This window comes from Pseudoalteromonas sp. C2R02 (assembly GCF_018860845.1).
Lineage (GTDB): Bacteria > Pseudomonadota > Gammaproteobacteria > Enterobacterales > Alteromonadaceae > Pseudoalteromonas.
Genome location: NZ_JAHKQC010000009.1, coordinates 139,646 through 157,238 on the forward strand (window position 1 = coordinate 139,646; position 17,593 = coordinate 157,238).

Below are 17,593 nucleotides of genomic sequence, written 5' to 3' on the forward strand. Positions count from 1 at the left end.
AACTTATTCACCTGAAACTTGCATCTCTTCAACTAATATAGAACCCGTTTGCACACTACCTCGATAATCAATATCAGAGCCGATTGCAGCTATGCCTTTAAATATATCTTTTAAATTACCAGCTATGGTTATTTCACTTACAGGATATTGAATAATGCCATTTTCAACCCAAAATCCTGCTGCACCACGAGAATAATCACCGGTGATCACATTAACACCTTGGCCCATTAATTCAGTAACAAACAAACCTGTGCCCATCGTTTTAAGTAATTGAGCTAAATCACCATCAGTGCTTTGAACTAACCAGTTGTGTATGCCACCAGCATGGCCTGTTGCGGTCATATCTAGTTTACGCGCGGCATAACTTGCTAACAGATAAGTTTGTAACTCACCATTATTTAATATAATACGATCTTGGGTTTTAACACCTTCACTATCGAAAGGTGAGGAAGCCATGCCTTGGAGAATATGTGGTTTCTCTTCTACATTAACAAGTTCGCTAAATATTGGCTTACCTAAACTGTCGAGTAAAAAACTTGATTTGCGATATAAAGCACCGCCGCCAATGGCTGAAACTAAATGACCAAATAAAGAGCTAGCTATATCAGCTCTAAAAACAACAGGCATTTTTCCTGTTTTTAATTTTCGACTATTTAACTTGGCAAGTGTTTCAGTAGCTGCCTCTAAACCAATTTCATTTGCAGCTTTTAGCTGATTGCCTATGCGAGCAGTAGTATAAGCGCTATCGCGTTCCATTTGCTGAGCTTCTTCACCTATCACCATACAGCTTAAGCTATGGCGTGTACGCGGAAAACCAGCAATCAAACCATGGCTATTTCCATAAACTCTCAACCCCTGATGACTCGCAAAGCTAGCTCCGTCTGAATTAACAATACGCGAATCTGAATTTAATGCAGCTTCTTCAGCTTGCTTACAAAACTCAATGCCTTGTTCAGGTGATACTTGCCAAGGGTGATATAAATCTAAATCAACTGGAGAAAACTCTAATAATTCTTTGTCAGCTAAACCGTTAAAAGGGTCTTCTGATGTATATTTTGCAATTTCAATTGCTTTTTTCACAACTAAATCTAATGCTTTAGAACTTAAGTCAGCAGTTGAGGCAGAGCCTTTTTTATTACCAACATATACGCTGATCCCTAAAGCACCATCTTGATTAAACTCTATTGTTTCAACTTCACCTAAACGCGTTGTTACAGACAAGCCAGACGTGCTACTCATAGCAGCCTCAGCTGATGTCGCTCCTAATTTTTTTGCTTTATCTAATGCTTGTGCAACTGCAGCTTCAACTTCTGATATTTGTTTGTAAATAGGGTCTGACTTGTGTTGTTCACTCATAAAACCAACCAAATAATGTAAATAAGACTAATAGACTAAGCATAACATACGCCAAGCTTGATTTTAACGATTATACCTAAACGCTTATAGATACATTCAAGTGGCTTGGGTATATAACATTGAGTTATACTATGCTGATATAAATTAAATTATTAAAACAGTGTAGAGCATCATGGCTAGAAAAAAGCGTAATCCAGAGCTAGAAGAAGAAATTATTTACATTTCAAAGAGTGAAATTAAACGTGAAGTACAAGAGATGCATAAATTAGGCACTCAACTAGCTGCACTATCACCTAAAGCGCGAGAAAAGGTACCATTAGATGCAATACTAGAAGAAGCTATGGTACTTGCTGATAAGCTCAGTAAAAAGAAAGAATCCTATCGCAGACATTTGAACTATATTGCAAAACAGTTACGATTAGCTGATAACCTAGATGAAATAAAACATGCGATGGATCTAATTGGTAATAAAAATCAACAAGCATCAGTTGCTTTAAACAAATTAGAACATTTACGTGACCAAATAATTGCAGATGGTGACAAAAAAGTGAATGAATTAATTGAAGAATATGATAATTTGGACAGACAAAAGCTGCGTCAACTTATTCGCCAAGCAAAAAAAGAAGTCGAGCAAGAAAAACCAGCTAAAGGCTACCGAGACTTATTTCAATATTTAAAAGAATCTATCTTAGCATCTTGAAATAAATAGCAAAGGATCACAAATGAGAACCACTAAACTTTTTTTTAGTTTTTTAGCATGTTTATTTTTAACTGCGTGTAACGGCTCGTCTGGAGAAAATGAAGAACCTGATATTCCAGATCCAGATGCTCCAATTGAAATCTCACTTTCTGTATTAGATGAAAATTGTCAGATACTGACCACACCAAAAGTCATTGCTGGTAACTCATTTTGTATTCAAGCTAAACTCATTAAAAATAACCTAGCAGTAACTAATACTTCGGTTAATTTTAGTGCGCCAACAGGCACTATTTCTCCACCTTCAACACTCAGTGATGAAAATGGTATCGCACAAGTAATGTTAAACAGTGACATTACAGATGTTGGTTCCAATACCATAACAGCAAGTGTAGCTGATGTATCCGCATCAGCCGATTATGAGTTTTTAGAAAGTAATGAACCCGATCCAAATGCACCGGTTCAACTCTCTCTTGAGATGCTAAATGCACAATGTAACCCAATTGGTTTACCTAGTTTTACAGCGGGAGATACGATATGTGTAAAAGCCAATTTAACTAAGAATGAGTCCCCGGTATCTGGCTTAACTGTTGTATTTGACGCACCATTAGGTACTTTACGCCAAAGCTCCAAACTTACAGATACCAATGGTAATGCGATTATTTATCTAGACAGTGATAGCACTTCTGTTGGTGCTGCGACTTTAACAGCAACACAAGATCAGTCTTCAGCGAATGCACAATATGAGTTTATAAATAATGATAGTGGAGCATCCGATTTACCTAAAATTAATGTGCAAATGCAAAAAAATGGTATAGCGAATAATCAATTTAAACAAGGCGAATCTGTTTTAGTCCAAATCCAGCTAACCAATGCCGCTGATTTACCACTAAATAACCAAATCATAAATTTAACAGCAGAATCTGGCATTCTGGATGCTTCAGCTATTTTAACAAACCAAGATGGCACTGCTAAAGCAACATTATCCGCCTCAACTGAAAACAGTATTGGCGCAGCTGTATTAACGGCAAGTTATACACTTAGTGACAATAGCCAAACAATCAATCAGCAATTCAATTATCAAATCTTAGATGCCGATATCATTGAGCAACCTGAGATAAAAGCTGGATATTTTGATGAAAACAACCTATTTATCGAAGGTAAAGTAGGCTTCACTTTAGATGGCGCAATTCAAGATGGGGAAGCTAATTTAAGTGCAGGTGGCACTTTAGGTTTAAAAATTGCAATTGTTGACGAAAACAATACACCTATCTCTACACCTACTGCTATTAGCTTTACGTCTAGCTGTGTTGCTAATCAACAAGCTCAGGTTGATGAACAGGTATTAACTATTAACGGCAAAGCTAATGCAACCTATGAAGATCTTAGCTGTGCTGGTTCAACTGGTAATACAGACCAAATTATCGCGACTATTGCTGGTAGCGCAGAAAACATCACTTTAACACAAATAGTAAAACTTCAACCTGAGAGTTTAGGTGCAGTTGAATTTGTTTCAGCTGAACCAGACTCCATAGTACTCAAAGGAACTGGTGGGCAAGGCAAGCAAGAAATTTCAACTTTATCTTTTTTAGTAAAAGGTAAATTGGGTAATCCTTTAGCACAGCAACAAGTGACTTTTGAGCTCGATACGCAAGTAGGAGGTTTAAGCATTAATCCAGTAACGGCTTTTACTAACTCTCTGGGTCAAGTAAGTACTAAAGTAACTTCAGGTAATGTACCTACAGTTGTTCGGGTTTCAGCTTCTGCAACATCAGAAGGTGGAGAGGTCATTTCAACACAATCTGATTTATTATCCGTTAATACCGGCTTAGCAGATCAAAATAGTATTAGTTTATCTGCTGTTACGTTAAACCCAGAATCCCATGCTATCAATGGTGTTGAAACTCAAATAACAGCTTGGTTGGCAGATAGCTTTAATAACCCAGTTCCAGATGGCACGACGGTTAACTTCACTACAGAAGGCGGTCAAATAGAGCCTTCATGTCAAACTTTAAACGGTTCTTGTTTTGTAAAATGGGAAAGCAGTAATCCAAGAGTATTCAACCACCGTATTACAATCTTAGCGACGGCCCTAGGTCATGAAACCTTCTTTGATACCAATGGTAATAATATATTTGATGATGCTGATGTAAATCCTGTTGATGGGCCAATTGTTAACCCATTAGTCTCTAGCGGTTTTGGGCGCTCTGAATATTTTTCTTCAAGCTTTATAGATATGCCTGAAGCATGGCGTGATGATAATGAAGATAGTATTTATCAAACTGGTGAAATCTTCATTGACTATGATTTAAATGGTGAACATACTGAACAAGATACTTTATTCAATGGTCCACACTGTGAAGGTACAAATTGCTCTTCAAGTAAATCCGTCAATGTTAGGAAGGCTATTCGCCTAGTGATGGCAAGTGGTGCAAGTACTTGGGCTTTATATGAAGATGGCATAACATTATCTGCAACTACGATAGCTTCAAATAATTCCAATAATGAAACGATCGTTTCACCAACATCAATAGCGCGTAATAATGCACAAAGCTATACCCTAGCTTTTGCAGATACAGCATTACAAACGCTTGCTATTGGCTCAATAGTAACCATCACTTCTGATGAAGGCGAACTAGTTGGACAAACATCATTCACTGTAAGCAATAACTCATCAGGTGCTAGCAAGCCAATTTCAGATAGTGACGTTGGCAACATAAGTATTGCTGAAGCGATAATTGATAAAAGCGTTTTTGGTGGTCAAACTGTCAGTTTTGTATTGAAAAATACATTAGTTGAAGATGATCCTGCTACGGTTGCTGTCGTTGAAGTTGAAATTACAAGCCCTTCAGGTATTACAAGCGGTACAGTTATTTCAATACCATTAGATTAAACTAAAAATTAGTTATAAAAAAAGCGAAGCTAATTACTAGCTTCGCTTTTTCTTTGAGTAGCAATAAATCTAAGCTGTACCACCTACTGTAAGCATATCTATTTTCAAACTAGGCTGACCAACGCCAACAGGCACACTCTGGCCATCTTTACCACATACACCCACACCTTTATCTAAAGATAAGTCATTCCCTACCATAGATATCTGCTGCATGACCTCAGGGCCATTACCGATCAAAGTAGCACCTTTAATTGGCTGAGTAATTTTGCCGTCTTCAATTAAATAAGCTTCAGAGGCTGAAAAAACAAATTTCCCTGAAGTAATATCAACTTGACCACCACCAAAGTTAGGTGCAAATATGCCTTTTTTGACGCTCGATATTATATCTTGCTGAGTACTTTCGCCTGCCAGCATATAAGTATTGGTCATTCTAGGCATAGGTAAATGTGCATATGATTCACGACGACCATTACCCGTAGGAGCGACTCCCATTAAACGAGCATTTAACTTATCTTGCATATATCCTTTTAGAATTCCTTTTTCGATAAGCACATTACATTGTGCAGGCGTACCTTCATCATCAATATTTAATGAACCTCTACGGCCTTGTAATGTGCCGTCATCAACAACAGTACATAACTCTGAGGCAACCTTTTGGCCCACTTTACCGCTAAACGCTGAGGCTTCTTTACGATTAAAGTCACCTTCAAGCCCATGACCTACCGCTTCATGTAGCAATACACCAGGCCAACCTGAACCAAGCACGACAGGCATTGACCCTGCTGGTGCATCGATTGCTTCTAGATTCACTCTAGCCTGCCTAACCGCTTCTTCAGCATAACCCATCCAGCGTGGTTTATTATCTTCTAATTCAATAAAATAACCATAATCTAACCTTGCACCACCACCAGCGCCACCACGTTCTCGTTTACCATTTTTTTCTAATAAAACAGAACAATTCATTCTGATCAATGGGCGGCTATCAGTTGCAAAAGTACCATCACTAGCAGCAACTAAAACTTCTTCATATACTGCAGAAATAGAACTGATAACCTGACTAGCCTCAGGTGCAAGCTGACGTATGTAATCTTCTATTTGATGCAATAGTTCAATTTTTTTGCTATCAGGAAGGCTCGAAATAGGATTGACAGCTTCAAATTGAATAGCATGTTTTTTTTCAGTAAATATTTCTACTTGTTTATTTTCACCAGCTTTAGCGATGCTTTTTGCCGCTGAAGATGCTTGTGTTAGTGCCTCTAGATTAATTGCATCCGAATATGAAAAACCTGTTTTATCTCCGCTAACAGCTCTAACACCGACACCACGCTCAATATTGTAAGATCCCTCTTTTACAAGACCATCTTCCAACATCCAAGTTTCGTGATAACTAGATTGAAAATACAAATCAGCATAATCTACGTTATTTTGGTGTATAAGTGCTAATGCTTTAGTTAAATCATCACGAGATAAGTTACTTTCTCGTAGTAAGTTATTTTCTACTTCAGTTGTCATGTGTTAACTCTTATATTCTATTAATCAGTGTATTTATATCTATTAAAAAATACCCTAAATATCACTTTCATGAATTTTTATTGCAATTGTAATTCTGGTTGAGATTTTGGCACTTCCAGCTTTGGTTTAGCTGTTTGCGGAATTTCCACGTCTCGGCTTTTTCTGCCTAACTCAGTTACAACAGGTTTATCCATTGTACCGCTGATCTGAAACTTAATTTCTGAAATGACCTTAGCTGAATGTATTACTTTATCGATAGCCAATGCAGCCAAACCTGTTACTGGGTTCACCATCCAAGCAACAATCACAGGAATACTGGATGTTACTTCAGGTAAAACGGCTAAATCATAATTTAATTCATGGGTATTTAAATTAGCATAGCCTTTTATTGATACATCTGCAGGAACACCGTCAACTTTTGTATTAGTCGTTGTCGCTAATCCGTTTTTTAAATACATAGACCCTTTAATACTGTTATAAAAAAAACCTTTAGCAAATACATCTCTAAAATCTAATTTCAACTTTCTAACTAATGAATCCAGGCTCAGTAAAGAAAAAACTCTTGCGCCACCATCGCTCACCTCTGTTAAATGGCCATCTGCTAAATTCCATTTAAAGTCTCCAGATAAAGATGCGACGTCAAATTCATAAGGTAAACCTTGCCAGTTTAGATCAAAATTTGCATCTGCTTTAGAATCTTTGATAGTAGATGTCAGATCATATTCATCAAACAGTTCACCTATATCTTTGCTTGTAAACTGGCCTTTTAGATAAGTCATTTCATTTTTCCATAAACCACTTGCTGTTAATTTATGTTTATTTTTATCTAAAATAAAATCTGATATCTGAATACCATTTTCCGCTGGATCTAAGTTAACGATTAATTTATCTAGCTGATAATCATCAATTCGACAATCCGCACAGTTAAAGCGGATCGCTGGCAACGAATAAAACCAGCTGGTATCTGTTTTTTCTTTTTCAATTGCATTCGTTTTGTCTGTTTCAGGCAAATTGAAACGTAAATAATCAGCTTCAATATAAATAGGTCGTTGAGCAAGTACTTTTGGAATACTTACCTGGGCCCTTAACTCTTTAGCCATTAATTTTAGTTGTGTACTTTGGGCGAAATTATCTAACTTAAAATCCAATTCATTAAATATAATGCCCGATAAATCAACTTTTTCAATCTCACCTTTAATTTGCTTTAAAGGCGGGAAAATACCAGAGGACTCACCTTGATTTATATTTTCAAGTAAGTGATCTATAAATGGGATCCAACTTTTCATGTTAGCATGCTTCAAATTAATGCTCACATCAAAGTCAGAAGCATTTAGCCCTAAATCACTGGTTCCAACAATCAAATGGGCATTGCTCATACTGGTTGTTTTATTTTCAAAAATACTATTAAAGAAAAGCTGTTCATTTAAATTAAGTGTAATTAAATTTGATATTTCATCCCCTCTCACAACCCCTTTAAATGTTTTAATTTTCGCTATATCTTTATTAAATGGCTTAGGTAAAGAGGTTGCAAAACCTTCTAGTGTAGAGTTAATTTCAGCTTGATAATGAAAGCCTGAGTCAGGCAATCCCAATTTAAAGTCTATTGATAAAGGAATCTCACCTGAAACATATCCAGCCATTAACCCTGTACCTTTGCTTAACAATTGTTCCACAGGCCAGTTCACATCGCCTTTAACTGTCAAAGCATACTCTTTAGGTGTTTGCTCACCCGATATAGCTAAGTTAATTGGTAGCCCTAACCAGTTTGCAGAGATATTTGGTAAATTGATTTGATTATCAATAAAACTAAGCTCTCCAGATACTTTATCTAATTCAATTCCTGGCTTAGTAATATTGACATCAATATCTGAAAAGCTAACTCTACCTTTTGTAATAACTTCAGGTTTAGATAAATTAACTTTTAAATGGGTAAAACCTGACACATGACCTTTAGCATCTACAATTTTTAATACCTCACCAACAGATTTTGATAAAGGCGTTTTTGCAAAAAAAGGCTGTAAAATTTTCGCATCAACTTCATTATTTATTTTGACATCTAGCCAATCAGATATACGTAAATCATCAATACTGACTGTTACACCATCCTTTAAAGAAAGATTAACTAACTGACCAGTATCACTAAATATATCCATTCTTTGGCGATCAAAAACTAAATCAACGTCTAAATTTTTAATACTTGGCCAATCAGGTTGAAATTGAAACTCTGCATCAACCACTTTTGCTGCAACGGCGAAATGGCCATCATTATCTTCATAAGGGAAACTTGAAAACTTGCCATGCCAAAGCACTTGAGCTTGCTCTACTTGCCCACCCAATAATGAGTCATTTAAGTAATCGATGGTACCTTGCGGCATATAGCCCTTAGGGTAATACTCTTTTGCCAATATCGCTTTAGGGCCTTTTAATTCAGCATACAAGGTCATTGAAGCCTCATCATATAGATTCAGTGTTAACTCTGCAGCTAGACTTAAATCTGTATTATGAAGCCAAATATTATCACTTTTAATTTGCCAACCAGAATCCTGTTTTAACATAGAAAGTGTTAAATCAATCTGTTCATAGTTAATGTTTTTTGGAAACAAATCACCCGTTAGCAACTGGTTTTGTTCAGAATGAAGTGAAATAGTCCCGGAAGATTGATTAAAATTAACATCAAGTTCAAAATCTTCCACTCCAGGTATGCCTTGATGATTAATCCAACCAACACTATTTGCTTTAGCTGACACCTGCCAGTCACTTTCATGGTTAAAGTTAACAAATAAATCGGTTATTTGCCCTTTAGGCTTTCTTATCAATAAAGGTTCAAAAGCCTTATTGTTTACTAGCTGTGAAAGCTGACTAAGCATTTCTATATCTAGATTTTTAATTTCCCCTTTGAATTGGTCTTTATTTCTCTCTACTTCTAAATTCATGTTTGGCCAAGCAGCATGATTACTACTCATCATTAAATCAGATGAATTTAACAGCCAGCCCATTTCTGTAGGTTTAAAACGCAAAGTACCTGAAGTAATAGCAAAATTTTGCTCTAAATTATCAAAGTCCCAACTCAAAGTGCTTGGTTGCCATTGTAGCTGAATGCTTTTAAACAAACCTTTATCTATACGTGACCATAGCTCAAAATTAATATCTGATTGAACTGATTTAATATCTTTGGAAATTGTAGATGAAAGCCAAGGCGTGATATTTAAGCTCTTAGCAACTAAGTATAATTCACCAAAAGAATCATTAAACTCTGTACCATATAAATCTAAAATAATATTTAAATAATTATCTGAAATACCTGGTAAACTTATTGTCCCTTGACCTTGATGCTTTTCATTTTTGTTTTGCCAGCTTAATTTTTTCAGCTCAACAGTTCTATGATTTCCATCTCGCATTACAACTTCTAGCAAGCTATTTTCTAAAGCAAAGTGACCTATTTCACCTAAAAACAATCCCTCAAATAAATCAAGCTGATCATTCGCCTTATCAGTTTCAGTTTGCTGCGACTGCTTGAGTAATTCTGGTAAATTTATATTCGCTTTAAGACCATCTAATACAAAATAGCTAGAACGAAACTGCCTATCAATTACTGTTTGCCATAAATTAATGTGCAAACGCGTTTGTTTGATTTCGAGCTTAATTGGTGAAAGTGAATTTGATTGAAAAGATATATTATTCAACTCTAGCGCGGGACCTTTTCCTTGCCAGCCCGCAGAGATATTTCCGATTGATAATTCAACATTAAATTTATCTAAAATCAAACTTTCAAAGTGTGATTTATATTCATTTGCATGAGGTAAACTATATTTTAGAACTGAAATTAGCACAGCTAAAAGAACAAGGGTAATTGCAAAAAACTGCCAAATTTTTCTAATACAAGAAAAGCAAAAGCGCCCAATTGTTAAGCGCTTTACTTTTTCAGTCGTATTTTGTTGTACAACAGGGTTTTGCACTACATCATCACCACATCAAATTGTTCTTGAGTATATAAGACTTCGGTCTGTATGCTGACAGGCTTACCTATAAACAACTCAAGTTCGGCTAAGTTATGATATTCATCATTTTTCAAAGCTTCGCTTACAGCTTGTGATGTATACACAACAAATTTATCAGCATTATAGGCGCGATTCACTCTCACTATTTCTCTTAATATTTCATAACATACAGTTTCTACAGTTTTTAAAGCGCCACGCCCCTGACATGCTGGACAGAAGTCACATAAAATATGCTCTAAACTTTCTCTTGTACGTTTGCGCGTCATTTCAACTAAACCTAAAGCTGAAAATCCATGAATATTCGCTTTTGTTCTTTCTTTAGATAATCCTAAGTCTAAGGCGTGCAATACACGCTTTTGATGTTCATCACATGACATATCAATAAAATCAATGATAATAATACCGCCAAGATTCCTCAATCTTAGCTGTCGTGCAATTGCATGCGCTGCTTCAATATTAGTATTAAATATGGTTTCTTCAAGGTTTCTGTGGCCAACAAAAGCTCCGGTATTAACGTCTACGGTTGTCATTGCTTCTGTTTGGTCAAAAATCAAATAACCACCAGACTTAAGCTCTACTTTACGCTGTAAAGCCCGTTGAATTTCATTTTCAACATTAAACAAATCAAAAATAGGTCTTTCACCAGGATAATACTCTAATGGTGCTGCAAGCTGCGGTACAAATTCTTCAGTAAAGGCTTTAAGTTGCTGATATGTCAATTTAGAGTCAACTCTAATTCTCTCCATATCTTCACCAACAAAATCTCTTAATGTGCGAAAAGCTAAAATTAGATCTTCGTGTAAAATACCTTCTTTTGATAACTTTTTTCGTTTTTCTTTGATTTTTAGCCAAAGCTTTTTCAGAAACTTAGCATCATGAGCAAGCTCTAACTCTGAAGCGCCTTCTGCGGCAGTACGAATTATAAAGCCACCATCATCATCATTATATTGTTTAACAATATTTTTTAAGCGCAGTCTTTCTTCATCTGTTTCGATTCTTTGGCTTACACCTACATGCTTAGCATCTGGCATGAAAACCAAATATCGGGAAGGTATAGTAATATCAGTAGTAAGTCGTGCACCTTTAGTGCCAAGCGGATCTTTAACCACTTGCACCATAATAAGCTGACCTTGACGTACTAAGGCTCTTATATCTTGGGTTTTCTTAACATTAGAAGCCGCAACTCCCTCTGTTATGATTGTACTATTAACGATATCAGAAGCATGCAGGAATGCCGCTTTTTCTAAACCAATATCAACAAATGCAGCCTGCATACCAGGTAATACACGGCTTATTTTTCCTAAATATATATTACCAACTATACCAAGATGACTTTGGCGTTCTAATTGAATCTCTTGCAATACACCATTTTCAATAAGTGCTACTCGACTTTCACTTGGTGTAATATTAATTAATAGTTCAGAGCTCATGATTCATTCCAGAAATGTGATAATAATTGTTCGGTTTCAAATAATGGCAAACCGACTACAGAAAAGTAACTACCACTAATATGGCTTACAAATCGCCCTGCTAATCCTTGAATACCATAGCTACCAGCTTTATCATTCGGCTCTTTTGTTGCTATGTATTCACTTATTTCTTGTTCTGATAAGCTTTTAAATGTCACATCTGTGATCACGAGTTTACTTCTGACTTTTTGCTCATTTGCAAAAGCAATCGCGGTCATAACTTGATGCGTACGACCAGATAAACTTTCTAGCATGCTTTTAGCATCAAGATTATCTTTTGGTTTACCTAATATCCTATCATCTAATACAACTATAGTATCTGAGCCCAATACAGGTCGATCTTTATAACCTGAATTAACACCTGTTTGCGCTTTTAGACAAGCTAACCTTAGGACATGCTGCTTTGGAGTCTCATCATCTATATGAGACTCATCTACATCTAAAGAAAATTGCTTGAACTCAACATCTAGCTGACTTAATAGCTCTTTACGTCTAGGGGAAGCTGAAGCTAAGTATATTAAATTTTTCATTATCGGATCCTAAAATGACGTCGATATTTTCTAAGCAATAAAAAGATCCAAACCCAAGATAAAGATCCAGTCAAGACTGGCCATAAATATTGAGGTAAAAAGTAGATATCAATTAAAAAATGGCTCACCCAAAATTGTAATAAGTGGTATAAGGCAAGAAATAGCGCTATTAATAATGATTGCTGTGGTACGGAGTAATTTCTAATTTTTTGATAATTACTTGCTGTAATATAAATTGATACAGAATATGTAAGTGAATGCACACCTAAAGGTGAACCTATTGCTAAATCCATTAATAAACCTACAACCCAAGCTGTACCAATATTAACTCTATGAGGCAATGCCAGTGACCAATACATAAGGATTAACAATACCCAGTCTGGCTGAAAAGGCTGTAACTCTCTTGGCAAAGGAATTAATGCTACAACTAATGCAACAAAAATTGATAATAGGATCAACCAATAATGCCTATTCATCATTTTCATTCACCTTAGTTTGCTGCGACCATAATAAAACAAGTAGTCTAATACGATCTAATTGAGCAATAGGCTGCGCATATACTTTTGAGAATGGCTTACTTTCATCTCTTTCTATGTTTGTCACAGTTGCCACAGGTAAACCTTCAGGGAAAATATCACCTAAACCTGAGCTAACTAAAATATCCCCCACTCTGATATCCATGCTATGGGGCACATGGGGTAATTCAACCTGATTGAGCTTGCCATTCCCCTCTACAACTGTTTGTATATTATTCCTTAATACGCGAACTGGGATTGCATGAGTATTGTCAGTCATTAATAATACTCGACTTGTAGACGAGCCAACTTGTACTACTTTGCCTACAACACCTAAATCATCAACAACAGCTAATCCCTCTACAACATTATCTAAAAAACCCTTATTGATAACAACTTGTTGATTATAAGTATTAGAGTGTATGGATAAGATTTTAGTGACCAGCTTTTTACTTTCTAATTTGGCAGATGAATTTAGAAGCGCTCTTAATTTCAAGTTTTCATTTTGTAAAAACTGAAACTCAAGCAGTTTGGCATTTTGCTCTAGTTGCTTTGCTTTTAATGAAGTGTTTTGTGCTAAAAGTAACTCTCTAGAATCTAAATTTTTAGAACTCCAATTTAAAAACTCAGAAGGCATATTTGCAAAATAAAATAGAGGGCTTACAAAAGTATTTAAACTGGTACGGATTGTAGATGCGCCTGAAGTATACCTATCTCCCAGCATTATTAAGCCACTTAAAACAACTGCGATGATTAATCGCAGTTGTAAAGAAGCATTTCGTCCAAATAATAAATTCATTAATCGTAACTAAATACATCACCGCCATGCATGTCGATCATCTCAAGAGCTTTACCGCCGCCTCTTGCTACACATGTCAAAGGGTCATCAGCAACTACAACTGGAATACCTGTTTCTTCCATCAATAAACGGTCTAAATCTTTCAATAAAGCGCCACCGCCAGTTAACACCATACCGTGTGCAGATATATCAGAAGCTAGTTCAGGTGGAGATTGCTCTAATGCAACCATTACAGCACTTACAATCCCTTGAAGAGGTTCTTGTAATGCATCTAAGATTTCGTGTGAATTAAGGGTAAAAGACCTTGGAACACCTTCAGCTAAGTTACGACCACGCACTTCAATTTCTTTCGCTTCTTCTGTTTTAAATGCAGAACCGATTTCATGCTTAATGCGCTCAGCAGTTGCCTCACCAATCAAGCTACCAAAATTACGACGTACATAGTTGATGATAGCTTCATCAAATTTATCACCGCCGATACGCACAGAAGATGAATAAACAATACCGTTCAATGAAATGATAGCTACTTCAGTAGTACCACCACCAATATCCACAACCATAGAGCCTGTTGCTTCAGATACAGGTAAACCAGCACCAATTGCTGCAGCCATAGGTTCTTCAATTAAATATACTTCTCTTGCTCCTGCTCCCATAGCTGATTCACGGATTGCACGTTTTTCAACTTGAGTAGCGCCACAAGGAACACAAATTAATACTCTTGGGCTAGGACGTAAAAAATTATTGTCATGAACTTGCTTGATAAAGTGCTGTAACATTTTTTCAGTTACATAAAAGTCAGCAATTACACCATCTTTCATAGGACGGATTGCTTTAATATTACCAGGTGTTCTACCAAGCATTTGTTTTGCTTCTGTTCCTACTGAAGCAATGCTTTTAGGGCCACCAGGCTTATCATGTCTGATAGCGACAACTGAAGGTTCATTTAATACTATGCCCTGCTCTTTCACATAAATTAGAGTATTAGCAGTCCCTAAATCTATGGATAAATCATTTGAAAAAATTCCACGAAGCTTTTTAAACATAAAGCAGGTTGATCCTTGTATATTGTTATTTTGTTTATAGACTAACTATTTTAATGCCAATGGTATTATTTTAATAACATGCTATTTATTGTTAATCATTAAAAGTAATTAAGTCATATTTTATAAAAAAAATGAGTTAAATGAAATTATCAATCTTATATATAGGCACTTATTTCAGCCCAAAATTTATCTTTCTTTTACTAATCTAAAACCAATGTAGTTTGCTCTAAATTCAGTAGATAGAATAAGTCGAGTTGAAGCACGCGCTAAGCTTGGTGCAAAATTCCATGCTCCGCCTCTTACAGCAACATCAGACTGGCCAGCTGTTTTTTGTGTCCACTCCCATACATTGCCAACCATGTCGTATAAGCCAAACTGATTAGCTGAGAATGACCCTACAGGAGAAGAGCTCTTATTTGACCATTCACTACCACACCAACCACAATTTGCTTGATTTGAGCCTATATCGTTACTCCAAGAATAATCCGTAGATGTTCCAGCTCGTGCAGCATATTCCCACTCTACTTCATTTGGTAAACGAAATTCATTATTAGTTGTACTAGATAACCAGTCAGCATAAGCTTTTGCATCATTATAAGTTAAACACACAACAGGAAAGTCATCAGCTTGTTCATAGCCAGGGTTTTTCCAATTTAACGAAGGTTCCCAAACAGGCTCGCCGTTAAGGTAATAAGCACACCCTTTTCCAGATTCAGCTTCTGTTACATAATTAGTTTCAATAACAAAAGAATTATATTGCGCTACAGACACTTCCTTTGAGTTCATAGCAAAAGAATCACTCAGGATTTTTTTTGTCACTGGCCGCTCATTTGCCAATCCATTACCTGTTATATCACCCATCTCAAAGCTACCTGCAGGAATAACGACCATGCCAGGAACCGATAAATTACTTATAAGAGTTTCTACAGCAGGTTTAGAGACAACAGGAGCCTTGTTCTTAACTAAGCGTGCTTTTAGAGTTTGTGCTTTACGGAGGTTTAGTGTTTTCTTATAAGATGAATAGCCAAGTTTACGAATTTCAATATCATGAATACCGACAGGTAACTCAACTGACAAACGCGTAGAGCCATAACTTACGCCATCAATAAACACTTCATCATCGTGCACATTAGAGCGTAATGTTAATTCATGTGTATATGCAATTTCAGGTTCTTGAATAACATCTACAACCGGCTTGCTATAAGTTTGACTTTTTTTTTCTGTTTTTGGATAAGTTTTTGATGCTGTAACAGGATCTGAAAAGCGTACATTCCCTGTAAAATTTGACGATTCTTGTGGGCTATATACACTTTGGAAAGAACTTGAGTACTCACTACAAAAACGATTATCTAAATTTAATAAATGACATAATCGACTGTTATTAGCTTCACCTCTCATGGTCACACTTAGATTAACGTCATAATTGCCATGACCACTAAAGCCATTACTTACAACATGACTATTTAGTACCTGAACTCTTGCACCAGCAGAGTTTCTTTTTGGTTCAACTAAACGGATCTCTGTTAAATTTGCAAAGACTTGGTCTAAAAAGCGTTTTGTTGCCTTCTGCATACCTAAATGCTGGCCTCTTTGCTCACAAGCAGCAAGTGTCTCAGTACGCTTACAGTTAATTGTATTTTGTATTTCAAGCGTGCCATCACGATTAAACTCATTTCTTAATCGCTCAACTCTTGCTGTATTTTTTTGTTCTTTCAACCCTTCAAGTGTATTTAATAAAGAATGTCTGTCGATGCGAATTTTTTCGATATCTTTTCTGTGTGCAGCAATTGAAGCCAATTGCATAGCAATGTCTTCTTTATTTGTTTTATGTGAGTCAACAGCATTTTGATATCTCAATTTTGTATCTGAAATATCTAAAGAGGGATCCTCGATTAATCTACGGTATAACGCATTCATTGCATCTAGAGCTTGGTTTTTTTCTTTTTCTAGCTTGGTTGATCTCGCACGTAAAAGATCTAATTGATGCTGTTGTTGACTTTCATCCTTTAAATGCTTGTTCAATACATCAGTAAAACTATCAAAGTCAGCTTGTTTCAGTGTTATGTCATTCTCAATTGCCGTAACTGTGTTTGTATCTTGCGCAACAGTAGTAAATGAGAGCAAGCTTAATGATATCAAAAGAGACAAAGGTGCAAATCGCATATATTTAATTCCCAAAAACGGCCTAATCACGCTAATTATTATCTTTTTATTTTATTAACCTACAATGCTATTTATTTGCAAGACAAAATACAAGCATTGATGTACTAATAGTTGAAGTTTCTACAATAAAAACCATTTGCTCGGTCTTTAATCGAAAATTATGCTGTATAAAATGAAATACAAGTATTAAATAAAATTAATATCGACTAAAAATATCATTTCATTGATAAATTAAAGCAATATTTGAGGCTGACTCTTTACTATCATAAAAGCACTTGTGCTAATTTTATAAATATATTTCAATATAATGTAGTAATTTATAGGTTAAGGTATTTGGATTTAACAAAAGAAATCTTAAATGGCTTTAGCCTCTTAGTGCATTTAGATGCTTTCTAAATCCCACAAAACAAAAAACTGACACATTTCTGTATCGTGTTTCTGCTGAACTTATGTAAGTGAGCCTGATGTATTAGCGTCTTAAATCTGAATAATTAAATACGCCAAAACGCAAAAGCCCAACTCAATGAGTTGGGCTTTTTACTGAAATTATGAGAGTGAGCCTGGCGATGCCAGCTGGGTATAATTTCTAAATCCCCAGAAAGCAAAAAAGCCGATACA

At 35.9% G+C, this 17,593-nt stretch carries 11 protein-coding genes; 2 read left to right on the forward strand and 9 right to left on the reverse strand.

The genetic code is table 11. The features are described from left to right. Window positions 1–3 precede the first annotated feature (3 nt). Window positions 4–1,356, reverse strand: a complete 1,353-nt coding sequence (gene pmbA / locus KO527_RS02035) for a metalloprotease PmbA (RefSeq protein WP_216038718.1) — start codon at window positions 1,354–1,356, stop codon at window positions 4–6. A gap of 172 nt (window positions 1,357–1,528) precedes the next feature. Here pmbA and yjgA point away from each other — a divergent pair, with 172 nt between their 5' ends. Continuing rightward, window positions 1,529–2,056 (forward strand): ribosome biogenesis factor YjgA, encoded by a 528-nt coding sequence (yjgA, locus tag KO527_RS02040; protein ID WP_216038719.1) that lies wholly within the window; start codon window positions 1,529–1,531, stop codon window positions 2,054–2,056. Window positions 2,057–2,078: 22 nt separating this feature from the next. Further along, window positions 2,079–4,946 (forward strand): Ig-like domain-containing protein, encoded by a 2,868-nt coding sequence (locus KO527_RS02045; protein ID WP_216038720.1) that lies wholly within the window; start codon window positions 2,079–2,081, stop codon window positions 4,944–4,946. 69 nt (window positions 4,947–5,015) lie between these two features. Here KO527_RS02045 and tldD read toward each other — a convergent pair whose 3' ends face one another. From tldD to KO527_RS02085, 8 genes are all read right to left on the reverse strand, one after another. Continuing rightward, a complete protein-coding gene (gene tldD, locus KO527_RS02050; RefSeq protein ID WP_216038721.1) occupies window positions 5,016–6,458 on the reverse strand; it encodes a metalloprotease TldD in 1,443 nt (480 codons plus the stop codon). A gap of 77 nt (window positions 6,459–6,535) precedes the next feature. Next, on the reverse strand, window positions 6,536–10,414 hold the full coding sequence (locus KO527_RS02055; RefSeq protein WP_216038722.1) for a YhdP family protein: 3,879 nt from the start codon (window positions 10,412–10,414) through the stop codon (window positions 6,536–6,538). Next, complete coding sequence (rng, locus tag KO527_RS02060) at window positions 10,414–11,886, reverse strand: ribonuclease G (protein ID WP_216038723.1); 1,473 nt, start codon at window positions 11,884–11,886, stop codon at window positions 10,414–10,416. The genes KO527_RS02055 and rng overlap by 1 nt, the downstream gene beginning before the upstream one ends. Further along, window positions 11,883–12,455: a Maf family protein gene (locus KO527_RS02065; protein ID WP_216038724.1), complete on the reverse strand. Its 573-nt coding sequence runs from the start codon at window positions 12,453–12,455 to the stop codon at window positions 11,883–11,885. The genes rng and KO527_RS02065 overlap by 4 nt, the downstream gene beginning before the upstream one ends. After that, window positions 12,455–12,934, reverse strand: a complete 480-nt coding sequence (gene mreD / locus KO527_RS02070) for a rod shape-determining protein MreD (RefSeq protein WP_216038725.1) — start codon at window positions 12,932–12,934, stop codon at window positions 12,455–12,457. The genes KO527_RS02065 and mreD overlap by 1 nt, the downstream gene beginning before the upstream one ends. Continuing rightward, on the reverse strand, window positions 12,924–13,769 hold the full coding sequence (gene mreC, locus KO527_RS02075) for a rod shape-determining protein MreC (protein ID WP_216038726.1): 846 nt from the start codon (window positions 13,767–13,769) through the stop codon (window positions 12,924–12,926). The genes mreD and mreC overlap by 11 nt, the downstream gene beginning before the upstream one ends. Beyond that, window positions 13,769–14,812, reverse strand: coding sequence for a rod shape-determining protein (locus KO527_RS02080; protein WP_042146848.1), 1,044 nt, complete (start codon window positions 14,810–14,812; stop codon window positions 13,769–13,771). The genes mreC and KO527_RS02080 overlap by 1 nt, the downstream gene beginning before the upstream one ends. 186 nt (window positions 14,813–14,998) lie before the next feature. Next, window positions 14,999–16,975, reverse strand: coding sequence for a formylglycine-generating enzyme family protein (locus tag KO527_RS02085; protein WP_216038727.1), 1,977 nt, complete (start codon window positions 16,973–16,975; stop codon window positions 14,999–15,001). Window positions 16,976–17,593 lie beyond the last annotated feature (618 nt).